This is a genomic window from Agromyces terreus (genome assembly GCF_009749465.1).
GTDB lineage: Bacteria > Actinomycetota > Actinomycetes > Actinomycetales > Microbacteriaceae > Agromyces > Agromyces terreus.
The window spans coordinates 24,327-45,768 of the sequence record NZ_WBIS01000004.1; the positions used below are offsets into that span (position 1 = coordinate 24,327).

23 protein-coding genes are annotated in these 21,442 nt (G+C 72.1%); 13 read left to right on the forward strand and 10 right to left on the reverse strand.

Going from position 1 to position 21,442, the window contains the following annotated elements; genetic code table 11:
- Positions 1 to 7 precede the first annotated feature (7 nt).
- From GQQ92_RS10255 to GQQ92_RS10270, 4 genes are all read left to right on the forward strand, one after another.
- Positions 8 to 850 (forward strand): SGNH/GDSL hydrolase family protein, encoded by an 843-nt coding sequence (locus GQQ92_RS10255; RefSeq protein ID WP_197738200.1) that lies wholly within the window; start codon positions 8 to 10, stop codon positions 848 to 850.
- 142 nt (positions 851 to 992) lie between these two features.
- Positions 993 to 1,217, forward strand: coding sequence for a hypothetical protein (locus GQQ92_RS10260; RefSeq protein ID WP_156999175.1), 225 nt, complete (start codon positions 993 to 995; stop codon positions 1,215 to 1,217).
- A gap of 97 nt (positions 1,218 to 1,314) precedes the next feature.
- Positions 1,315 to 1,701, forward strand: a complete 387-nt coding sequence (locus tag GQQ92_RS10265; protein WP_156999176.1) for a hypothetical protein — start codon at positions 1,315 to 1,317, stop codon at positions 1,699 to 1,701.
- A 7-nt stretch (positions 1,702 to 1,708) separates the two neighbouring features.
- Positions 1,709 to 2,341, forward strand: coding sequence for a hypothetical protein (locus tag GQQ92_RS10270; protein WP_156999177.1), 633 nt, complete (start codon positions 1,709 to 1,711; stop codon positions 2,339 to 2,341).
- A gap of 108 nt (positions 2,342 to 2,449) precedes the next feature.
- Here the strand turns inward: GQQ92_RS10270 and GQQ92_RS10275 are convergent, their stop codons facing one another.
- Positions 2,450 to 3,076 carry a TetR/AcrR family transcriptional regulator gene (locus tag GQQ92_RS10275; protein ID WP_156999178.1) on the reverse strand — a complete coding sequence of 209 codons (627 nt, stop codon included), beginning with the start codon at positions 3,074 to 3,076 and terminating at the stop codon, positions 2,450 to 2,452.
- 326 nt (positions 3,077 to 3,402) lie between these two features.
- Here GQQ92_RS10275 and GQQ92_RS10280 point away from each other — a divergent pair, with 326 nt between their 5' ends.
- A complete protein-coding gene (locus GQQ92_RS10280) occupies positions 3,403 to 4,086 on the forward strand; it encodes a YdeI/OmpD-associated family protein (protein WP_232057630.1) in 684 nt (227 codons plus the stop codon).
- 113 nt (positions 4,087 to 4,199) lie between these two features.
- Here GQQ92_RS10280 and paaK read toward each other — a convergent pair whose 3' ends face one another.
- Both paaK and paaI read right to left on the reverse strand, forming a co-directional pair.
- On the reverse strand, positions 4,200 to 5,543 hold the full coding sequence (gene paaK / locus GQQ92_RS10285) for a phenylacetate--CoA ligase PaaK (protein WP_156999339.1): 1,344 nt from the start codon (positions 5,541 to 5,543) through the stop codon (positions 4,200 to 4,202).
- A gap of 153 nt (positions 5,544 to 5,696) precedes the next feature.
- Complete coding sequence (gene paaI, locus GQQ92_RS10290; protein WP_308206760.1) at positions 5,697 to 6,206, reverse strand: hydroxyphenylacetyl-CoA thioesterase PaaI; 510 nt, start codon at positions 6,204 to 6,206, stop codon at positions 5,697 to 5,699.
- Positions 6,207 to 6,353: 147 nt separating this feature from the next.
- Here paaI and paaA point away from each other — a divergent pair, with 147 nt between their 5' ends.
- The 6 genes from paaA to GQQ92_RS10320 all read left to right on the forward strand — a co-directional run bounded on the left by paaA (position 6,354) and on the right by GQQ92_RS10320 (position 11,670).
- Positions 6,354 to 7,343 (forward strand): 1,2-phenylacetyl-CoA epoxidase subunit PaaA, encoded by a 990-nt coding sequence (gene paaA / locus GQQ92_RS10295; RefSeq protein ID WP_156999180.1) that lies wholly within the window; start codon positions 6,354 to 6,356, stop codon positions 7,341 to 7,343.
- A gap of 166 nt (positions 7,344 to 7,509) precedes the next feature.
- Entirely contained in the window at positions 7,510 to 7,815 is a 306-nt protein-coding gene (gene paaB, locus GQQ92_RS10300) for a 1,2-phenylacetyl-CoA epoxidase subunit PaaB (RefSeq protein WP_116084535.1), read from the forward strand.
- 185 nt (positions 7,816 to 8,000) lie between these two features.
- Positions 8,001 to 8,837: a 1,2-phenylacetyl-CoA epoxidase subunit PaaC gene (gene paaC / locus GQQ92_RS10305; protein ID WP_232057631.1), complete on the forward strand. Its 837-nt coding sequence runs from the start codon at positions 8,001 to 8,003 to the stop codon at positions 8,835 to 8,837.
- A gap of 164 nt (positions 8,838 to 9,001) precedes the next feature.
- A complete protein-coding gene (paaD, locus tag GQQ92_RS10310) occupies positions 9,002 to 9,454 on the forward strand; it encodes a 1,2-phenylacetyl-CoA epoxidase subunit PaaD (RefSeq protein WP_232057649.1) in 453 nt (150 codons plus the stop codon).
- On the forward strand, positions 9,454 to 10,848 hold the full coding sequence (gene paaE / locus GQQ92_RS10315) for a 1,2-phenylacetyl-CoA epoxidase subunit PaaE (RefSeq protein WP_156999182.1): 1,395 nt from the start codon (positions 9,454 to 9,456) through the stop codon (positions 10,846 to 10,848). The genes paaD and paaE overlap by 1 nt, the downstream gene beginning before the upstream one ends.
- A gap of 36 nt (positions 10,849 to 10,884) precedes the next feature.
- Positions 10,885 to 11,670: an enoyl-CoA hydratase/isomerase family protein gene (locus GQQ92_RS10320; RefSeq protein ID WP_156999183.1), complete on the forward strand. Its 786-nt coding sequence runs from the start codon at positions 10,885 to 10,887 to the stop codon at positions 11,668 to 11,670.
- A 109-nt stretch (positions 11,671 to 11,779) separates the two neighbouring features.
- Here the strand turns inward: GQQ92_RS10320 and mnhG are convergent, their stop codons facing one another.
- The 6 genes from mnhG to GQQ92_RS10350 are packed head-to-tail and all read right to left on the reverse strand — an operon-like array spanning position 11,780 to position 18,260.
- On the reverse strand, positions 11,780 to 12,160 hold the full coding sequence (mnhG, locus tag GQQ92_RS10325; protein ID WP_156999184.1) for a monovalent cation/H(+) antiporter subunit G: 381 nt from the start codon (positions 12,158 to 12,160) through the stop codon (positions 11,780 to 11,782).
- Positions 12,157 to 12,429 (reverse strand): monovalent cation/H+ antiporter complex subunit F, encoded by a 273-nt coding sequence (locus GQQ92_RS10330; RefSeq protein WP_156999185.1) that lies wholly within the window; start codon positions 12,427 to 12,429, stop codon positions 12,157 to 12,159. Before GQQ92_RS10330 ends, mnhG begins: the two co-directional genes overlap by 4 nt.
- The gene (locus tag GQQ92_RS10335; protein ID WP_156999186.1) at positions 12,426 to 13,064 is read right to left on the reverse strand and encodes a Na+/H+ antiporter subunit E; all 639 of its coding nucleotides are present in this window, start codon (positions 13,062 to 13,064) and stop codon (positions 12,426 to 12,428) included. Before GQQ92_RS10335 ends, GQQ92_RS10330 begins: the two co-directional genes overlap by 4 nt.
- Positions 13,061 to 14,641 carry a Na+/H+ antiporter subunit D gene (locus tag GQQ92_RS10340; RefSeq protein WP_156999187.1) on the reverse strand — a complete coding sequence of 527 codons (1,581 nt, stop codon included), beginning with the start codon at positions 14,639 to 14,641 and terminating at the stop codon, positions 13,061 to 13,063. The genes GQQ92_RS10335 and GQQ92_RS10340 overlap by 4 nt, the downstream gene beginning before the upstream one ends.
- On the reverse strand, positions 14,638 to 15,174 hold the full coding sequence (locus tag GQQ92_RS10345; RefSeq protein ID WP_156999188.1) for a sodium:proton antiporter: 537 nt from the start codon (positions 15,172 to 15,174) through the stop codon (positions 14,638 to 14,640). Before GQQ92_RS10345 ends, GQQ92_RS10340 begins: the two co-directional genes overlap by 4 nt.
- Positions 15,171 to 18,260, reverse strand: a complete 3,090-nt coding sequence (locus GQQ92_RS10350; protein WP_156999189.1) for a Na+/H+ antiporter subunit A — start codon at positions 18,258 to 18,260, stop codon at positions 15,171 to 15,173. Before GQQ92_RS10350 ends, GQQ92_RS10345 begins: the two co-directional genes overlap by 4 nt.
- Positions 18,261 to 18,393: 133 nt before the next feature.
- On the opposite strand from GQQ92_RS10350, the gene GQQ92_RS10355 reads away from it, so the two are divergent.
- Positions 18,394 to 19,233, forward strand: coding sequence for a sulfurtransferase (locus GQQ92_RS10355; protein WP_156999190.1), 840 nt, complete (start codon positions 18,394 to 18,396; stop codon positions 19,231 to 19,233).
- Positions 19,234 to 19,312: 79 nt separating this feature from the next.
- On the opposite strand, the gene GQQ92_RS10360 is transcribed toward GQQ92_RS10355, so the two are convergent.
- A complete protein-coding gene (locus GQQ92_RS10360; protein WP_197738201.1) occupies positions 19,313 to 20,068 on the reverse strand; it encodes a class I SAM-dependent methyltransferase in 756 nt (251 codons plus the stop codon).
- Between the two features lie 192 nt (positions 20,069 to 20,260).
- Between GQQ92_RS10360 and GQQ92_RS10365 the strand changes: the two genes are divergently transcribed.
- Entirely contained in the window at positions 20,261 to 21,211 is a 951-nt protein-coding gene (locus tag GQQ92_RS10365; protein ID WP_156999192.1) for an FKBP-type peptidyl-prolyl cis-trans isomerase, read from the forward strand.
- Positions 21,212 to 21,442 lie beyond the last annotated feature (231 nt).

Here is a 21,442-nt window from a genome sequence, read left to right on the forward strand (position 1 = left end):
TACGCCCGTGGTTCGTCATCGCAGCATCCGCACCGCACTGGGGGCCGTCGTCGCGACGCTCGCCCTCGTGGCCGCATCGATCGCCGGGGCATCCGGCGCGCAGGCCGCAGCGCCGCCTCCGCCGTCGATCGCCGCGCTCGGCGACTCCATCACCCAGGCGACGGATGCCTGCGGATACAAGGACTGCCCCGCCTACAGCTGGTCCACCGGAACATCGTCGAGCGTGAAGTCGCACGCCACTCGGCTGAAGGCCGCGGGGGCGACCACCCTCGCCGTCTACAACAACGCGGTCACCGGATCGAAGGCGGCGAACCTGCTCGCGCAGGCGCAGAAGGCCGTCGCCCAGCAAGCCCAGTACGTGACCGTCGAGATCGGCGCCAACGACGCCTGCACCACGACCGTGGCGGGCATGACGCCCACCGCGACCTTCTCGGCCTCCGTGCTCGCGGCGCTCCAGACCATCAACCAGGGCACGCCCACGGCGAAGATCTTCGTCGCGAGCATCCCGAACCTGAAGCAGATGTGGTCGCTCAGCAAGTCCAAGGCCGGAGCGCGTCTCGTGTGGGCCGCGGGCCGGGTGTGCCAGTCGATGCTCGCGAAGCCCACGAGCACCGCCGCCGCCGACAACGCCCGCCGCGACCAGGTGCAGGCGAGGGTCGTCGAGTTCAACACGGCGCTGGCCGCGGCCTGCGCGGCCGTCTCGAACTGCACGTTCGACGGCAACGCGGTCGCGAACCTGGCCTTCACGTCGAGCCACATCTCGGTGCTCGACTACTTCCACCCGAGCATCGCGGGCCAGGCGAAGCTCGCCGAGGTCACCTGGCCGCTGACGCCGTACGGTGCCCCATGACCCGCGCAGGAGCCCCATGACCCGAACACCTCAGACGCCCTGAGGCCGGCCGGGCCGCGGCATCCGAAGAATAGGGCGATCGCCGGATACGCCTGAGGCACCTCAGCGACGAATCTCGACTCCAGACGGACAGGGAGTCGACATGATGATCTCGGAACTGAGCTACCTCCACCTCCAGCAGAGCGAGGAGGCCCGCTTCACGCGGGAGCTCGAGCGTCGCCGTGAGCAGCACGAGCGGGCGACGGATGCCGCGGGCGCGACGGATGCCGCGGGCGCCCGGGCCGCTCGCGGCGGCCGCGGAGGCCGTGCGGCGAGCCGGTGGGCGGCCGTGCTGCACTTCGGGCGGAACGCGCACGGGGCGCACTGAGGGGCGGGGCGGGGCACGGCATGCGCCGAGCCCGCGGCATCCGCCCCGCGCCGCCGACGTCCTTGACCCGGTGCCGCGCGTCGTCCACGCTGGGCACATGAGTGCATCGACGAGCGCATCCGTGCGCGGCGCAGCCTTCTGGATCTGCTACGCGGTCACCGTGATCAGCGCCGTCGTCAGCATCGCGTTCGCGATCGCGGCGGTCGTCGACGGCGGCGTCGCGGCCGACAACGCGGACGCGCTCTATGCGGCCTCGCGAAGCACCGCGCTCGTCGTGCTCGTGCTCGTCGCGCCGCTGTTCCGCTCCGACGCCGCACTGCTGGCGCTCGCCGTCGCGATGACGATCGTGCAGGGCATCGACGCGTTCGTGGGCGCGGTGCAGGGCGACCTCGGCAAGGCCCTCGGACCCGCGGTGCTCTGCCTCGCCACGATCATCGCGGCCACGTTCCTCGCCCGGAGCGATCGCATCCGATCGGCGGACTGACGCGCCCATGCCCCACGAGCACCCCCTGCACGTCGACGTCGAGGCGCGCTGCCTCTGCTGCGGGAGCCTCCAGCGGTTCCGGTTCGCGTCGCCCTCCGACCAGGTCGTGTGCGAGCACTGCCGCACGCACGGCGGCGACGAGAAGGCGGTGCGGCGCGATCGCGAGCACATCGCGCTCTGGCGCGGCATCCTCGAGCATCAGGCGGCGGATGCCTCGGCCGCCGCGGCGGCCGCGACACTCTCCCAATCGGAGGCGGCGGCCGAACTCGCCCGCGTCGCCGCCGAGCGCGACCGGCTGCGCGCCGGCGTGCTCGACGAGAACGACCCCGCGGGTGCGGAACTCAGGCGCTCCCTGCAGGGCGACCTCGTGCGCCGCGCCGAGCGCGCGACCGCGCTGACCGCGCGCCGTGTCGACAAGGCGATGGTCGCCCTGTGGCGGCTGCAGGCGTTCCACCACCCCGATGCTCGAAAGCCCGGCGCGTGCACCTGCGGGCGGACGCTCGCGGCCTGCGGCGAGAGCCGGGTGCTCGAGGCGCAGCGGCAGGACATGCTCGACTGGGAGCGCCGGCAACTGGTGCTGCTGAAGGCCGGCGAGCGGCACGGACTGCCGCCCGAGCACCCCGAGGTCGGCGCGGGCTGACGGGGGCGCCGGGGCGGTGTTGCCCGGGCGGTGCGGCTCGGGCTCGGGTGCGGGCGCGCCCGGCGCGGCGCGGCTCGGGCTCGCCCGGCTGGGCTCGGCCTCGCTCGCTCAGCCGAGCAGGTCTTCGACCCGGTTCGCCGTCGGCATGCGGAGCCCGTCGAGGGCCACCGCGACGACGTCGTCGGCGATCCGGTCGGCGTCTTCGCCGCCGCCGGGGCGGTACCACTCGACGATCGAGTTGATCATGCCGAACGTGAGGCGCGAGACGACGCTCGCGTCGAGGTCGCTGCGCAGTGATCCCTCGGCCTGCGCCTCGGAGACGAGGGCGGTGACGCGCTTGTCGAAGGCGCGCCGCCGGGCGAGCGCGAGCCGTTCGACCTCGGTGTTGCCGCGCACGCGCAGCAGCAGCGTCACCGACGGCAGTCGCTCGACGAGCACGTGCACGGCGCCGCGCAGCACGAGGTCGAGCCGGTCGGCGGCGCGCCCGGTCGAGGCATCCGCCTGCTCCAACACGCCCTCGAGCGCCGACAGCGCCGAATCGAGCGCCCGATCGAGGATCTCGTCCTTCGACGTGAAGTGGTGGTAGATCGCCGACTTCGACAGCCCGAGCCGATCGGCGAGCACGCCCATCGACGTGGCGTCGTAGCCGTACTCGTTGAACGCGGCGACGGCGACGTCGAGGATGCCCTGCTGGTCGTAGCCTGGCCGCCCGCGTCGAAGGGTGTTCTCTGACATCCTCATCAGTCTCCCACCCGAACGGTCGGTTGGGCGCGCGCCGCGCCCCCTGCCGCATCCCCGCCGCTCTGCCCCTTGCCCCCTGCCGCACCCCTCCCGCCACCCCTCCCGCCAGCTCTGCCGCCAGCTCAGCCAATTCAGGAGCGGAGCCGTGTCGCACCCCGCACTGCCGCATATGCTGGCGCGACACGCCTGCGCGGTCCTGAATTCGCAGATCTGGGGCGGATGCCGCGGGCGGGCGGATGCCGCGGGGCGGGCGGATGCCGCGGGGCGGATGCCGCGGGGCGGCGAGGTTCGGTGTCGGCGGTGGCTGGCAGACTGACGACGTGACGAAGCAGATCGGAACCCCGGGCGGCACGCCGGAACGCCCGGCGGTGTTCTTCGCCGATGCGGCGGAGTTCCGCGCCTGGCTCGAGGCCAACCACGACACGGCCGCCGAGCTCTGGATGGGCCTCTTCAAGAAGCACGTCGAGCCGCAGGGCCTCACGTGGGCCGACGCCGTGCCCGAGGCGCTGTGCTTCGGCTGGATCGACTCCGTCTCGCAGCGCATCGACGACGACGCGCGGCGGCAGCGGTGGTCGCCGCGCAAGTCGACGAGCATCTGGTCGGCGGTGAACATCGCGCATGTCGAACGGCTCGTCGCCGAGGGGCGCATGCGTCCGCCGGGGCTCGCGGCCTACGAGCGCCGTCGCGCCGACCGCTCGGGCGTCTACTCGCACGAGAACGACGAACGGCAACTGCCCGACGAGGCGGTGGCGCGGCTCGAGGCCGACGCCGCGGCATCCGCGTTCTGGCTGGCGGCCACGCCGACCTACCGACGCGTCGTCACGCACTGGATGCTGTCGGCGAAGCAGGAGGCGACCCGCGAGCGCCGGCTCGTGCAGCTCATCGACGACAGTGCGGCGGGGCGGCTCGTGTCGTTCCAGCGGTACGGCGAGACGCCCAAGTGGGTCGAGCGCGCCGCGCAGGCGGCCCGCGACGCGGGCGGGCCGTCGACGTCGATCGAGTAGCGACGCGCGGCGGGATTCCATGGGCTCGGTCTCGAGACGGCTCGGTCTCGAGACGGCTCCTTCGTCGCCTCCTCGACCGGCGGGAGGGCACCGCCTCCTCGACCGGCGGGCGGTCAGCGCAGGTCGTAGACGCGCTTGTACTTGCCCTCGCTGCGCGGCAGCGTGCCGGGCTCCTCGAGCTGCACCTCGACGGTCGAGCCGATGAGTACCTTGATCTTCTTCGCGAGCACGACGGATGCCGCCTCGCAGGTCTCGCGCGAGAGGTCGGGGTGGCGTTCGATGCGCACCTTCATAGTGTCCATGCGCCCGGCCTTCGACAGCTCGAGGATGAAGTGCGGGGTGAGCGTCTCGATGCCGAGCACGATCTCCTCGATCTGCGTCGGGAACAGGTTGACGCCGCGCAGGATGATCATGTCGTCGTTGCGGCCGGTGATCTTCTCGATGCGGCGCATCGCGGGGCGCGCGGTGCCGGGCAGCAGGCGGGTGAGGTCGCGCGTGCGGTAGCGGATGACCGGGAACGCCTCCTTCGTGAGCGACGTGAACACGAGCTCGCCCATCTCGCCGTCGGCGAGCACGTCGCCCGTGTCGCCGTCGATGATCTCGGGCAGGAAGTGGTCCTCCCAGATGTGGGGGCCGTCCTTCGTCTCGAGGCACTCGTTGCCGACGCCCGGGCCCATGACCTCGCTGAGGCCGTAGATGTCGAGCGCGTCGATGCCGAGGCGATCCTCGAGCTCGTGGCGCATCTCGTTGGTCCAGGGCTCGGCGCCGAGCACGGCGACCTTGAGCGAGGTCGAGCGCGGGTCGATGCCGGCCTCGACCATGGCGTCGGCGATCGTGAGCAGGTAGCTCGGCGTGCAGAGGATCGCGTCGGGCTCGAAGTCCGTGATGAGCTGCACCTGGCGCGCGGTCTGCCCGCCCGACATCGGGATCACGGTCGCGCCGAGCGCCTCGATGCCGGCGTGCGCGCCGAGTCCTCCCGTGAAGAGGCCGTACCCGTAGGCGTTGTGCACCTTCATGCCCGGGCGGATGCCGCTCGCGCGGAGCGAGCGCGCGATGAGCTGCGCCCAGCGTTCGAGGTCGCCCTTCGTGTAGCCGACGACGGTGGGCCGGCCGGTGGTGCCGCTCGAGGCGTGGATGCGGGCGACCTGCTCCATGGGCACGGCGAACATGCCGAACGGGTAGGTCTCGCGCAGGTCGGCCTTGGTCGTGAACGGCAGCTTCGAGACATCCGCCAGCGTCGTGATGTCGTCGGGGTGCACGCCCGCCTCGTCGAACTTGCGCGTGTAGAGCGGCACGTTCGCGTACGCGTGGCGCACGGTCTGCTGCAGGCGCTCGAGCTGGAGGGCCTCGAGTTCGGCTCGCGACATCCGCTCTTCGAGGTCGAGAGCGTCGGATGCCGCGGGCGCGAGGCCCGAGACGCTGGGGGCCGTGATCGCGGTGGGGGAGAGGGTCGTCATCGACACGTGGTGCTCCTGTGGTTTGTGCTGGAGTCGAGTTGCCCGACTTTGTGCAAAGTTCGGCGACTCGGTGGTTGCGGTTGCGGTTGCGGTTGCGGTTGCGGTTGCGGCTGCGGTTGCGGTTGCGTCGGCAGGCGGCCCGGCGGGCGCGGGTCAGAAGCTGCGGTTGGTCGAGATCGATCGGCCGCGGAACTCGGCGACCGGGTCGCCGTGCTCGTCGACGACCGAGACGTCGTAGAGGCCGGTGCGGCCGCTGCGCCTGCGCCGTACGGCGGTGGCGGTGAGCGTCTGCCCGGCGACGGTCGACTTGAGGAACGTGATGTCGGCGCCCGCGGCGACGGTGACGCGGTCGTCTTCGTTGCACGCGATCGCGAAGGCCGTGTCGGCGAGGGCGAAGACGAGGCCGCCGTGCGTGATGGCGAACCCGTTCGTCATGTCGTCGCGCACGCGCATCGAGACGACGGCGTGGCCCGGATCGTCGCGCTCGACCCGCATGCCGAGGGCGGCGGAGGCCCGGTCGCGCTGCATCATCGTGCGCGCGTGCTCGCCCGCAGGCGGCGCAGGCGGCGCGTGCTCGCCGGCAGGCGTGGCGGGGTTCGGGTCGACGGCCGTCGCGGCATCCGTCATCTGAAGCTCCTCGTCGAGTCGATGCGTCCAGGTCATGCGTCGGTGCGTCGTTGCCGTCGCGCCTGATCTCAGCATATACTAACTGAACGATCGGTTGGTATTGTTCTCGTGGCCCGACGGCCGCGAGAACGGGTTCTCACGAGAATCGGATGCCGCCGCACCCGCGAACAACAGGAGTCGACGATGACCTCACCCGCTGACCTCAGCGCGGTCGAACGCGAGCGCACCCCCGAGGAGGCGCAGTTCGACGACCTCATCGCCGCGGACTCGCGCATCGAGCCCCGCGACTGGATGCCCGACGCGTACCGCAAGACGCTGATCCGCCAGATCAGCCAGCACGCGCACAGCGAGATCATCGGCATGCAGCCCGAGTCGAACTGGATCACGCGCGCACCGAGCCTCAAGCGCAAGGCGATCCTCATGGCCAAGGTGCAGGACGAAGCGGGCCACGGGCTCTACCTCTACTCCGCCGCGCAGACGCTCGGCATCACACGCGACGAGATGATGGCCCAGCTCATCGAGGGCCGCGCCCGCTACTCGTCGATCTTCAACTACCCCACGCCCACTTGGGCCGACATGGGGGCCATCGGATGGCTCGTCGACGGCGCCGCGATCTGCAACCAGGTGCCGCTCTGCCGTGCCTCGTACGGGCCGTACGGTCGCGCGATGGTGCGCATCTGCAAGGAGGAGTCGTTCCACCAACGGCAGGGCTTCGAGATCCTGCTCGAGCTCATGCAGGGCACCGACGAGCAGCGGCAGATGGCGCAGGATGCGGTGAACCGCTGGTACTGGCCCGCCCTGCAGATGTTCGGGCCGCCCGACGACCAGTCGCCGAACTCGGCCCAGTCGATGGCGTGGAACATCAAGCGCTTCTCGAACGACGAACTGCGCCAGCGCTTCGTCGGCATGCTCGTGCCCCAGGCCGAGGTCATGGGCGTCACGCTGCCCGACCCCGCGCTGAAGTGGAACGACGAGACCGGCCGGTACGACATGAGCGAGATCGACTGGACCGAGTTCGAGGAGGTGCTCGCCGGTCGCGGGCCGGCGAACGCCGAGCGCATCCGCCGCCGCCGCGAGGCCCACGAGGAGGGCGCCTGGGTGCGCGAGGCCGCGGCCGAGTACGCCCGCAAGCAGGCGGAGCGTCAGCTCGCGGCATCCGGGGCGGTGGCCTGATGCGCACCGCGCCCACCCGCGTGCCCGCCCTCGCGCCCGTGCCCGCCCCCTCGCCCGCCCTCGCGCCCGGCCTCAACACGTTTTCGGCGCCTGAGTGCCGAATCGGTGCGGCCGATCGGGCACTCTCACGCCGATTCGGCACTCAGACGATGGCAGGAGCAACACGATGAGCACCCCCGGCGAGATGGGGACCGAGCCCTGGCCCCTGTGGGAGGTCTTCGTGCGCGCCAACCGCGGCCTGAGCCACGTGCACGTCGGCTCGCTGCACGCGCCCGACCCCGACATGGCCGTGCGCAACGCGCGCGACCTCTACACGCGACGCAACGAGGGCGTGTCGATCTGGGTCGTGCCCGCCGACGCGATCACGACGAGCGACCCCGACGCGAAGGGCGCCTTCTTCGAGAGCCCCGCCGGCAAGAACTACCGGCACGCCGTGTACTACACGAAGAGCGAAGGGGTGAAGCACCTGTGAGCGTCGAGACCGGCGGTCGAGGAGTGAGCGCCAGCGAGCGTCTCGAGACCCCGCACGAGGATCTCGAGACGCCTCCTTCGTCGGCTCCTCGATCGGCGGGGGAGACGCCTCCTTCGTCGGCTCCTCGATCGGCGGGGGTGACGCCTCCTTCGTCGGCTCCTCGATCGGCGGAGGATGCGCACGATGTGCACGGCTCCGTCACCGTCGACGAGCTCGCGCTCGCCGAGGAGCTCGCGGGCTCCGGCATCACCGGTGCGGGCCGGGTCGCCTCGGCGGATGCCGCGGAGTACGCGATGCGGCTCGGCGACGACGCCCTCGTGCTCGCCCAGCAACTCGGCATGTGGATCACGCGTGCCCCCGAGCTCGAAGAGGACGTCGCCCTCGGCAACATCGGCCTCGACCTCATCGGCCACGCCCGCTCGCTGCTGCACTACGCGGGCACCGCGACCGGACGCAGCGAAGACGACCTGGCGTACTGGCGGGGCGAGCCCGAGTTCCGCAACGCGTGGCTGTTCGAGCAGCCGAACGGCGACTTCGCGCACACGATCGCGCGGCAGCTCGTCGCCTCCCTGTACCTGTACGAGCTCTACGGCGCCCTCGAAGAGTCGGCCGACGAGACGATCGCGGCGATCGCGGCGAAGTCGGTCAAGGAGGTCGACTACCACCGCGACCACGCCGTGCAGTGGGTGCTGCGCCTCGCGGGCGGTACCGACGAGTCGCGTCGCCGCATGATCCTCGCCGTGACCGACACGTGGCCGTACGTCGACGAGCTCTTCGTCGACGACGAGCTCGTCACGCGTCTCGCCGCCGACGGCGTCGCCGTGCTGCCGTCGACGCTGCGTCCCGCGTTCGAGGCGGCGGTCGACGCCGTGTTCACCGAGGCCGGACTCGAACGGCCGACGGGGCGCACCGCGTTCATCGCGTCCGGTGGGGGAAGAGCGGGCCGGCACACCGAGCACCTCGGCCCGCTGCTCGCCGAGATGCAGGTGCTCGCGCGTTCGCACCCGGGGGCATCGTGGTGACCGCGGTGGCTGGTCTCGAGACGGGCGCTGGTCTCGAGACGGGCGCTGCGCGCCCTCCTCGACCGGCGGATGCGGCTGGACGCCCTCCTCGACCGGCGGATGCGGCTGCGCGCCCTCCTCGACCGGCGGGGGCGGACGCCCGTGCGTGGGACGTCGCGGCGACGGTGACCGACCCCGAGATCCCGGTGCTCACGATCGAGGACCTCGGCGTGCTGCGCTCGGCGTCCGTCGACGAGACGGGAGCGGTTCGCGTGCAGCTCACGCCCACGTACAGCGGATGCCCCGCGCTCGACGCCATGCGCGACGACGTCGTGCTCGCACTCACGCACGCCGGCTACGACGACGTGTCGGTCGAGCTCGTGCTCGCCCCCGCGTGGACCACCGACTGGATGAGCGAGGCCGGCAAGGCGAAGCTTCGCCGCTACGGCATCCAGGCGCCGACCGGCCGTGCCGCCGCGCGCGACGCCGGCCCCGTGCGCGTGCAGCTCGCGGTCAAGTGCCCGCGCTGCGACTCGCTGAACACCCGCGAACTCGCCCGCTTCGGCTCGACGTCGTGCAAGGCGCTCTACGAGTGCCGCGACTGCCTCGAGCCCTTCGACTACTTCAAGGTGCTGTGATGGCCGCGCGCAATCTGGGTTCCGTCGGTCGAGGAGGCGCGACAGCGCCGTCTCGAGACCTCGACGGTGGTGTCGACGGTGGTGTCGACGGTGGTCTCGACACGCCTCCTTCGTCGGCTGCTCGACCGGCGCCGGCGGTCTCGCAGGTCTCGCAGGTCTCGAGACGCTCCGCTCCTCGACCGGCGTCCGCTCCTCGACCGGCGTCCGCTCCTCGACCGGCCTCAGCCGCCGCAGAGGCGTTCCTCGCCGCGACCGTCGGCGGCGAGGCCGCCGCCACTCCCGAGGCATCCAAGCGTCGGCGGGCGCGGTTCCACTCGCTCGAGGTCGCCGAGGTCCGTCCGCTGACGGCCGACGCCGTCGAGGTCACGTTCGCCGTGCCGGCCGAACTCGCCGACGAGTACGCGTACCAGCCGGGCCAGTACGTGGCCCTCCGCGCCGAGCTCGAGGGCCACGAGCGCCGCCGCAGCTACTCGATCTGCCGTTCGCCCTCGCGTGCGGCCGACGGCTCGGGCACGATCTCGGTCGGCATCAAGCGCGACCTCGGGGGGATCTTCTCGAGCTGGGCGAACACCGAGCTGAAGGCGGGCGATGCGCTCGACGTGATGAGCCCGCAGGGCACGTTCACCTCGACGCTCGAGGCGCTCGACGGCAAGCATGTCGTCGCGATCGCCGCGGGGTCGGGCATCACCCCGCTCATGGCGCTCGCCCAGACGGTGCTGGCCCGCTCCGAGACATCCGAATTCGAACTGGTCTACACGAACCGGTCGACGCTCGACGTGATGTTCCTCGAGGAGCTCGCCGAGCTGAAGGACCGCTACCCGTCGCGGCTCGCGCTGCACCACGTGCTCTCGCGCGAGCAGCGCACGGCGCCGCTGCTGTCGGGCCGCATCGACGCCGAGAAGCTCGGCACCATGCTCGACGTGCTGATCCGGCCCGAGACGGTCGACGAGTGGTTCCTGTGCGGGCCGTTCGAGCTCGTGCAGCTCGCCCGCGACACCCTCGCCGCGAAGGGCGTGCCCGCCGAGCACGTGCGGTACGAGCTGTTCACGACCGACGCCGACCGCGTCGAGCCGCGCCACGGCCGCCCCGTCGAGGTGCGGCAGGGCGAGCGCACGTTCGCGATCGAGTTCACGCTCGACGGGCAGAGCTCGACCGTCGAGAGCCCGGTGTCGGCGAACGAGTCGATCCTGAACGCGGCGCTGCGCGTGCGCCCCGACGTGCCGTTCGCGTGCGCCGGCGGCGTGTGCGGAACCTGCCGGGCCCGCGTCACCGAGGGCGACGTGGCGATGACCGAGAACTACGCGCTCGAACCCGAAGAGCTCGAGCGCGGGTACGTGCTCACCTGCCAGTCGCACCCGACGTCCGACCGCGTGAGCGTCGACTATGACGTCTGACCCGCTCGAGCTCGCCGCACGAGAGAGGAACCGAACGTGATCGAGATGAGCGTGGGCGACGGCGTCGCCGAGATCGTGCTGAACGCCCCCGAGAAGCTCAACGCGCTCGACGAGCGGGCGCTCGACGAGCTCGGTGAGGCGTACGGCGAGGCCGACCGGATGTCGCAGCGCGGCGACGTGTGCGCGCTCGTGCTCCGCGGCGAGGGGCGCGCGTTCTGCGCGGGCCGCGACATCTCGGGCGTGGATCCGCGCGAGGACGACGTGCTCGGCTACCTCGGCGGGCGCGTGCAGCCGCTGCTGGAGCGCATGGCCGCCTTCCCCGCGCCCACGTTCGCGGTCGCGCACGGCGCGTGCCTCGGCGTCGGACTCGGGCTGCTCGTGGCATCCGACATCGTGTACGTCGCCGACACCGCGAAGATCGGCTCGCCGTTCGCGAACCTCGGCGCGACGCTCGACTCGGGCGGACACGCCCTTTTCGTCGAACGCCTCGGTGCGCACCGCACCATGGACCTCATCGTCACAGGCCGGCTCATGTCGGGCACCGAGGCGGTCGCCGCGGGGTTGTTCTCGCAGGTGTTCCCGTCCGATGCGGTGACGGATGCCGCCCGCTCCGCGGCACGCGTCGCGGCGACGGGGGCGACGCAGGCGTTCGTCGCGTCGAAGGCGCTCGTGGCATCCCTGCGCGACGACCGGCTCGGCCTCTGGGCGTCGATGGCCGACGAGAACCGCGCCCAGGCCGCCCTGTGCGAGACATCCGACTACCGCGAGGGATTCGCCGCGTTCCAGGAGAAGCGACGGCCGACCTTCACCGGCCGCGCCTGAGCGCGGGCCGCGCCTGAGCGCGGGCCGGGCCTGAGCGCAGGCCGGCGCACCGCCGCACCCGCGCACCCGCACCCCGACGCCCGGGCGCGAACCGACACGCGGCCCGGGCTCAGCGCACGTCGTCGGCCCGCGGCATCCGGGCGGCGTCCTGGTCGTGCTCGGCGATGTCGCGTCCGAGATCGTCATCGAGGAGCAGGTCGCGGCGCACGTGGTCGCTGCGGTACGCCGAGCGGCCGAGCATGTGGGCGGTCATCGGCTGGGTGAGCAGCTGGAACGTCATCACGAGCACGACGGTCGTGAGCACGCCCCACGTCGGCACCTGCACGACGATCGCGACGAGGATCGCGGCGAGCCCGAGCACCTGCGGCTTCGTCGCCGCGTGCAGCCGGGTGAGCACGTCGGGCAGCCGCACGATGCCGATGCCCGCGGCCATCGAGAGGAAGCCGCTCACGAGCACGAGCAGCCCGACGGCGATCTCGGCGGCGCTCACGAGGCATCCTGCTTTCCCATGAAGCGGGCGATCGAGATCGACCCGACGACCGCGAACATCGCGAGCACGAGCATCACCACGAGGGTGTCGGTGTGCTTGTTGATCGCCATCTCGGCGCCGAGCGCGCAGATCGCGATGGCGAGCAGCACGTCGGTGGCGAGGGTGCGGTCGAGGATCGACGGGCCCTTGATGATGCGGATGACGGCGGCGATCGCGCCGATGCCGAACATGATGCCCGCGATGATGCTCACGACGGTCAGGAAGGTCATGCGTCGCCTCCATTCGATTCGGATGCGCCGTGGCGCCCGCCCGGCGAAGTGCCGGCTGCACGGCGCTCGCGCCTCGCCTCGCGCACCGACTCCGCCTGCTCGCGCGTGCCGATCGCGAGCACGATGCGCTCCTCGGTGCCGAGCACCGACCGGTGCATGCGCTCGATGTCGGCGTGGGTGCGGGTGCCGAGCGCGTGCAGGTACAGCAGACCCCGCTCGCGGTCGATGTCGACGACGACGGTTCCGGGCACCACCGAGATCGCCTCGGCGGTCAGGGTGGTCACGAGGTCGGATCGGGTGAGCAGCTGCACCGCGATGATCGAGCTCATGGGCTTCCACCACGGGTTGATCGAGAAGTACGCGACCTGGAGCGAGGCGACGACCACGTCGAAGATCATGCGGAGGCCGAGCAGCAGGCCGCGCCACGGGTTGAAGCGCCCGCTGAGCAGCACGGGCGGCAGGTACAGCGCCCGCGTCACGAGCACGGCGAGCAGGATGCCCGTCGTGATGGTGAGCGCGTCGATGTGATCCCACAGGAAGCACCACAGGGCGACGAGCGCGACGAGCAGGGGGAGCTGGCGCCAGACGCTCCACCAGCGCGACATCTCGGCCTCGGGGAGGTGGTCGGGGGTCACGGCGCACCTCCGGGGAACACGAGCGAGACGTAGACCGCCGGGTCGGTGAGGTTCGAGGCGGCTCGGTCGGCGAGGCCGAAGATCGGGCCGGCGAACACGGTCAGCAGCACGGTGACGACCACGAGCACGGTCGTCGCCGCGACCATGAGGGTCGGGGTCGACTTCGTGGCCGTGACGGTCGCGCCCTCGGGTGCTTCGACGACGGATCCGAGCAGCACCGACTCGTAGCCCTCGAGCTCGTCGCGGCCGCGCCAGAACGCCATGTTCCAGAACCGGGTGAGTGCGTACAGCGTGATGAGCGACGTGATCGCCCCCGCCGCGATGACGGCCCACACGAGCCACGCCGTCTCGGGGTCGGCCGCCGCCTGCTCGCCGCCCGCGAGGAAGAGCCCGGTCTTGCCGAGGAAGCCCGAGAACGGCGGGATGCCGCCGAGGTTCAGCGCCGGGATGAAGAACAGGATCGCGAGGAACGGCGAGGCCTTCAGCAGCCCGGCGAGGCGGTTGATCGAGGTGGCCCCGCCGAAGCGCTCGATGAGGCCGGTCGTGAGGAAGAGGCTCGTCTGCACCGTGATGTGGTGCACGACGTAGTAGATCGTCGCGGTCATGCCGAGCTGCGTGCCGAGGGCGATGCCGAAGATCATGTAACCGATGTGGCTCACGAGCGTGAACGAGAGCAGGCGCTTGATGTCGGCCTGGGTGAGCGCGCCGAGGATGCCGATGAGCATCGTGAGCCCGCCCACCACGAGCAGCAGCACCGACAGGTCGTGGTCGGCGAAGATCAGCGTCTCGGTGCGGATGATGGCGTACACGCCGACCTTCGTGAGGAGGCCGGCGAACACGGCCGTGACCGGTGCGGGCGCCGTCGGGTACGAGTCGGGCAGCCAGAACGACAGCGGGAACACCGCCGCCTTGATGCCGAACGCGATGAGCAGCAGCAGGTGCAGCACGAGCTGCACCTGGTCGGGGAGCTCGCCGATGCGCACCGACAGCTGCGCGAGGTTCGCGGTGCCGGTCGCCCCGTAGACGAGGGCGATCGCGCTGAGGAAGAACAGCGACGAGACGAGGCTCACGATGATGTACGTGACGCCCGCACGGATGCGCTCGCCGGTGCCGCCGAGGGTCAGCAGCACGTAGCTCGCCGAGAGCAGGATCTCGAAGCCGACGTAGAGGTTGAAGAGGTCGCCGGCGATGAACGCGTTGAAGACGCCGGCCGACAGGATGAGATAGCTCGGGTGGAAGATCGACACCGGCGTCTCGCGGTGGCGGTCGGCGACGCCCTGGCCGACGGCGTACACGAGCACGACGAGCAGCACGATCGCGGACACGAGCAGCATGATCGCCGAGAGCCGGTCGACCACGAGCACGATGCCGTACGGCGCGGGCCATGCCCCCACGGTGACCGCCACGGGCTCGCCGCCGTCGACGATCGCCAGCAGCACGGCCGCGATGACCGCCACGGCCGCGAGCGCCACGACGCTCACCACGACCTGCGCGCGACGGTGGCGCCCGAGGATCAGGGCGGATGCCGCGCCGAGCAGCGGCAGCAGCACGACGAGGGGCACGAGGGCGGCGGTCATCGGTCTGCCTCCGGTCGCTCGGCGGAGCCCGCCTCGAGGTCGTCGCGAGCGGATGCCTCGAGCTCGAGCTCGTCGTCGAGCGCGCGGTCGTACTCTTCATCGCTGGCCTCGATGAGCTCCTGCACGGCGGCGTCGTCGGCCGCGGAGATGCGGAACAGGTCGGCGGCCTCTTCGGCGTCGTGCAGGTCTTCGTCCTCGTCGTCGATGAGGTCGCCCTTCGCGCCGAGCTGCGCGAGCCACCACGAGCGGTAGATGAGGGCGAGCATGAACGCCGTGATGCCGAGGTTGATGACGATCGCGGTGAGCACGAACACCTGCGGCAGCGGATCGGAGATCTCGTCGGCGTCGACGCCCTCGCCGAGGATGGGGGCCAGCCCTGGCGCGCCGCTCATGAGGTAGATGAGCACGTTGACGGCGTTGCCGACGAGCAGGAACCCGATGAGCACGCGGGTGAGGCTGCGCTCGAGCATGATCGTGATGCCCGCGCCGAACATGACGGCCATCAGGACGACGAGGGTGAGCGAGGCGGTCATGCGCGGCCTCCCTCGGCGGGCTCGGGCTCGGGCTCGCGCTCGGACTGCGCGGGGTCGGCGGGCGTGCGAATCGACCCGCTGGGCGTGGGGTCGGGCAGTGCGGTCGGCGCGGGCCGGGCCGGCACCGCGGCGGTCGGGGCGGGCTCGGGGTCGTCGAGGCCGGTATCGGCCTCCTCCTGCTGCCGGTCGACCTCCCCGCCGAGCGAGCGCAGGATGTCGAGCACGAGCCCGATGACCACGAGGTAGACGCCGATGTCGAAGAGCGTGGACGTGCCGATCGAGATGGTGCCGAGCACCGGCACCTCGGCTTCGAACCAGGCGGACTCGAGGGCCGCCCCGCCGAAGAGCAGCGAGCCGGCGGCGGTGCCGGCGGCGAGCAGGAGCCCGGTGCCGAGCAGTCGCCCCGCATCGACGGGCGCGGCCTCGCCGAGTTCGTAGCGCCCGCCCGCGAGGTAGCGTGCGACGAGCGCGAGACCTGCGAGCAGGCCGCCGGCGAAGCCGCCGCCCGGGGCGTTGTGCCCCACGAAGAGCAGGTACACCGACACGACGATCGCCGGGTGGAACAGCAGTCGCACGAGCACCTCGATGAGGATCGAGCGGTTGCGCGGCGAGATGGTGCGCCCGGCGATGAGCCACGTCTGCCGCGTCGAGGCGGCCTCGGCCGCGGCATCGGTCTCGCCGTCGGTGTCGGCCAGGCTCGTGCGGGGGGCGCGGATGCTGGACGCGGCCTCGGGCAGCGGGCGCGTGCGGTTGCGCCGGTCGAGCCCGAGGTCGCCGTCGTCGAGGCGCGGCGCCCCGCCCGTGCGGCCCGAGACGAAGATGAGGCTCGCGACGCCCGTCGCGACGGCGACGAGCACCGAGATCTCGCCGAGGGTGTCCCACGCGCGGATGTCGACGAGCATGACGTTCACGATGTTCTTGCCGTGCGCCTCGAGGGCGAGGGCCGGCAGCCCGTCGGCGATGGTCGGCTCGACCCGGGCCCCGAGGGCGACGAGTCCGATGACGCCCATGACGATGCCCGAGAGTGCGCCGATGACGCTGCGGGCGAGTTTGTGGACGGGCGGGTTGCGCTGCGCGATCTGCTTCGGCAGCCGGCGCAGCACGAGCACGAACACGACGATGACGATGGTCTCGACGAGCGCCTGCGTGAGCGCGAGATCGGGCGCGCCCGACATGCCGAACAGCACGACGAGCCCGTATCCGGTGACGCTCACGAGGAGCACCGCGGCCATGCGCTGCCGCACGACCACGGCCGCGACCGCGGCGATGCACATCACGAACGCGATGAACGGCTGCGCCGGGTAGTCCCAGAGGCGGACGTCGTCGGCCCAGCCGGCGTCGAGGATCGCCGCCGTGCCGAGGCCGCCGATGAACACGGCGAGGATGATCGACAGGTAGCCGGGCAGCCCCCGTGACTGGATCGCGGTGGTCAGCGACGCGGCGAGCCGGTCGACGACGGAGACGATGCCCAGGTAGCCGCGGCTCGCGTCGACGACCGGCGCCACCGCGGCCTGCAGGCGGGCGACGCCCCGCCTCGCCCAGACGAGCACGCCGCCGAGCGCGAAGACCCCGAGCGAGATCCACAGCGCGGGCTCGAACCCGTGCCAGAGGGCCAGATGCGCGTGCCCGCCGGGGAACACGTCGGCGTACGCGGCGAGCAGGGGTTCGATGAACGAGACGCCGAGGGCCGTGACGAGGCCGGCGAGCGCGAGGGTCGCCGGCGCGACGACGATCGCCGCGCCGGTCGCGTGCAGCGGGGTCGGCGGCACGTCGGGCTTGGTCGAGAACGCCCCCCAGAGGAAGCGGACCGTGTACGCGACCGTCAGCACCGAACCGGCAACCGCGCCGATGAGGGCGACCCACGCCCAGAGCGCGACCGAACCGCCCTCGGCCTGCGCGTCGAGCAGGGCCGTGAACACGCCCTCCTTCGCCACGAATCCCAGCAGCGGCGGGACGCCGGCCATCGAGGCGCCGGCGAGCACGGCCACGGCGGCGAGCACCGGCATCCGTCGCCCGAGACCCGAGAGCCGGCGCCAGTCGCGCGTGCCCGCGGCGTGGTCGACGATGCCGACCGTGAGGAACAGCGTCGCCTTGAACAGCGCGTGCGCGAGCAGCAGCGCCACGCCCGCGAGGGCGGCGTCGCGCGTGCCGAAGCCCGTGACGAGCACGAGGAACCCGAGCTGGCTGACCGTGCCGTAGGCCAGCAGGAGCTTCAGGTCGTACTGCCGCAGGGCCCGCCAGCCGCCGACGAGCATCGTGAAGGCGCCGAGGCCGATGACGATCGGATGCCACACCTCGAGGTCTGCGTACCCGGGGGCGAGGCGCGCCACGAGGTAGACGCCGGCCTTGACCATCGCCGCGGCGTGCAGGTACGCCGACACGGGCGTCGGGGCCGCCATCGCGGCCGGGAGCCAGAAGTGGAACGGCACGAGCGCGCTCTTGGAGATCGCTCCGAGCAGCACGAGCGCGATGCCCCACTCGCCCGCGGCGCCCGCGACGGGGTTGGCGACGAGCTCGGAGAGCGAGGTGGTGCCGCCCGCGACGGCGAGCACGACGAGGCCGACGAGCATCGCGAGCCCGCCGAACGTCGTCACGGTGAGGGCCTGCAGCGCCGCTCCGCGGCTCTCCTTGCGACCCGTGTAGTGCCCGATGAGGAGGTACGACAGCACGCTCGTCGCCTCCCAGAAGACGAAGAGCACGAACACGTCGTCGGCCGTGACGAGGCCGAACATGACGCCCGCGAACGCGAGCAGCAGCGCCGCGAACCGGCCGAGCGCGGGCTCGTCGTCGGCGAAGTACCAGGTGCAGTAGAGCAGCACGAGCGCGCCGATGCCCGTCACCACGAGGGCGAGGACGAGCGCGAGCGCGTCGAGCCGGAAGCTCAGAGCGATGTCGAGCCGGGGGATCCATTCGACGGTCTCGACGACCGGGGCGCCGTCGAGGACCCCCGGCATCCAGGTCAGCAGCAGGACGAATGCCGCTGCGGGCACCAATGCGATGACGGCGAACACCCGCCGCCCGAGCAGTCTCGTGAGCCACGGCGTCGCGATCGCGACCGCGCCGAAGATCGCGAGAGTGAGGATCATCCGCTCTCCTCACGCCGTGGGCTGCCGTCCGTCCGGCCAGTTTACCGGGCGAGCGGCTCGGATCCCCCGGCTTCCGGGCATCCGGCGAGGTCGGCGGATGCCGCGTCCGCGCGTGTTGGCGCATGATGGACGGATGTCGATCCTCATCTCCGACCGCGAACTCGCCGCACGTATCGAGTCGGGCATGCGAACGGTCGTCCTCGACGCGCGCTGGACCCTCGCCGAGCCCCACGGGCTCGAGTCATTCCGCGCCGGGCATATTCCGACGGCCGTCTCCGTCGACCTCGAGGACGAGCTCTCCGATCACGCCGCATCCGGCCTCGGGCGGCATCCGCTGCCCTCCGATGCGGCGTTCACGGCCGCGATGCGCCGTTGGGGCATCCGCACCGGCGACCTCGTCGTGGTGACCGACACCACCGCGAACCTCGCCGCCGCCCGGGCGTGGTGGCTGCTCCGCCACGCCGGGCACGAGCAGGTGCTCCTGCTCGACGGCGGCATCGATGCCTGGGTCGCCGCGGGCTACCCGCTCGAGACCGGCGACCGCACCCCCGAACCCGGCGACGCGACGGCGCGCTTCGGCGCCATGCCCGTGATCGACATCGACGAGGCCGCCGGGTTCGCCGACGACGGCGTGCTCCTCGACGCCCGCGCCGCCGAACGCTACCGTGGCGAGGTCGAGCCGGTCGACCCGAAGGCCGGGCACATCCCGGGTGCGCGCTCGGCGCCCACCTCGATCGCGCTCGACGCCGACGGGCGGTTCCTCGAGCCCTCCGCGCTCGCGGCGAGGTTCGCCGGACTCGGCGTCGAGCCCGGCGCGCCCGTCGCCGCGTACTGCGGCTCGGGGGTCGCGGCCGGCCACCTCGTCGCCGCGCTCGCGATCGCCGGAATCGACGCGGCGCTGTTCCCCGGGTCCTGGAGCCAGTGGTCGAACGACCCCTCGCGGGAGGTCGCGACGGGGTCCGAACCGCGCTGAGCCGACCCGCGGCTCGCAGCGCCCGACCCGGAGCCCGCAGCGCCCGGGCCGGCGCGCGGCGCGCGGGTGCGGCATCCGCTCACTCGGGGCGGTGCCCGACGCCGATGATCGTCGAGAGGTCGACGCGCGAGATGCCGCGTTCGGCCCGCAGCGCGTGGAACGCGGTCGCGACCCGGTCGCGCGTCGCGTCGTCGAGGTCGGCCACGAGCCGGCGTCGCGACATGCCGAGCACGAGCCGCCAGGCCAGGTCGTCGTCAAGATCGAGATGCCTCGGCACGAGCTCGCCGCGCGTGCGCTCCAGCCCGAACGAGCCGAGCCACTGCGCGAGGGCGCCCGGCGTCGACGGGACATCGGGGCGCCCGCCGCTGCGATAGGCAGCGACGGCCTCGGCGCCCGCCTCCCCGCCCTCGGCCTCGACCGCGTCGCACAGCGCCTCGGTGAAGTCCTTCACGGCGCCCGGCGCCCACAGCGTCACGACGAACCGCCCGCCCGGCTTCAACCGATCGACGAGATGCGCGACGCCGCCCTCGACGTCGTCGAAGAAGAAGACGCCGAGCACGCACTGCACGAGGTCGTAGCCGACGGGCTCCCACTCCGTGGCATCCGCCGCGTGCAGCCGGAGCTGCGGCAACGGCGCCGCCTCCCCCTCGGCCCGCTCGCGGGCGAGCTCGGTCATCGCCTCCGACCGGTCGACCGCGTCGACCGCGCCGCCGGGCCCCACGAGCTCGGCCGTCGGCACCGCGGACGCCCCGTCGCCGCAGCACGCGTCGAGCACGAGCTCCCCGAAGCGCGGCGCCGCGCGGAGCACCGTCGCCATCGAGATCGGATTCCACACCGCGGCATCCAACTCGGCGAAAGCCGAGGCATGCTCAGCGAAATGCCGGACGGTAGCACTGACGTCAACCTGTTCCCCCATTGCTCCATTCTGGCGCTGATCGGGACGGATACGCGGGATTCAGGCAACGGAAAGCCGAAGCGTGCAGACTGGAGGCATTCCGCTCTCCGATCGAATCGAGAAGACCCCCTCATGAATCGTGTCCTGCGCCGCGCAGCGCCCGCCGCGCTCACCGCCGCCGCCGCGGCCCTGGTCCTCGCCGGGTGCGCCGGCGCCGGCGACCCCGAAGCCACGCCGACGCCCACCGCCGCGGCCTGCATGGACGTCCCGTCCGGCGACCTCAGCGACGCGGTCACGGTCGAGGGCGACTTCGGCGCCGTCCCGACCGCGACGTTCGAGGCGCCGCTCGAGGTCGACGAACTGCAGCGCACCGTCGTGACCGAGGGCGACGGCGAGACCACCACGGCCGGCGACAGCGTGAACGCGGTCGTCACGGTCTTCTCGGGCGCCTCGGGCGACCAGCTCTTCTCGCAGCCGGCGACCATCACCGCCGGCGACCCGACCGTCTTCGAGGCGTTCCTCTCGGGCGTCGACTGCGTGCCCACCGGCACCCGCAGCGTCACCGTCGCCCCCGCCGACACGCTCTACGAGGGCGCCGGCAACGAGAACATCGGCCTCGCCGCGGGCGAGAGCGTCGTCATCGTGGTCGACGTCAAGGAGCCGCTCACGGCCGAAGAGTGGACCGAGGACGTTCCCGAGGTGAAGTTCGGCGCCGAGGGCGAGGCCCCCACGGTCACGTTGCCCGACACCGCGCCGCCCGCCGAGTACCGGCTCAAGGTGCTCGAGGAGGGCGACGGCGACGTCGTGCAGGCCGGCGACACCGTCACGCTCGACTACCAGGGCACCAGCTGGGACACGGGCGAGGTCTTCGACCAGAGCTACGGCGGCGAGCCCGCGCAGTTCTCGACCGATCAGGTCATCCAGGGCTTCGGCGCCGCGCTGATCGGCCAGAAGGTCGGCACCAAGCTCATCGTCACGATCCCGCCGGAGTACGCCTACGGCACCGACGCGAACGCCGCCGAGCTCGGCGGGCAGACGCTCGTGTTCCTCGTCGAGATCCACGACACGGCGCCGTCCGCGTAATCCGGCGCCCGCCGACGCGAGAACGGGCCGCAGCGAGCGATCGCTGCGGCCCGTTCGTCGTCTGCGGAGGGGTTGCCCGGCCGGCGCCGGCAGCCGACCACGACCACGCGCTCACGACTGCCCCCGGGCACTGGGTTGCAGGAAGAATCCGGCGAATCGCCGGGCTCCGGATGCCGCGGCACGGCGTTTCGCGCCGTTGTTCCTGCATTTGCCGGGGGTCGCCGCGAGGGC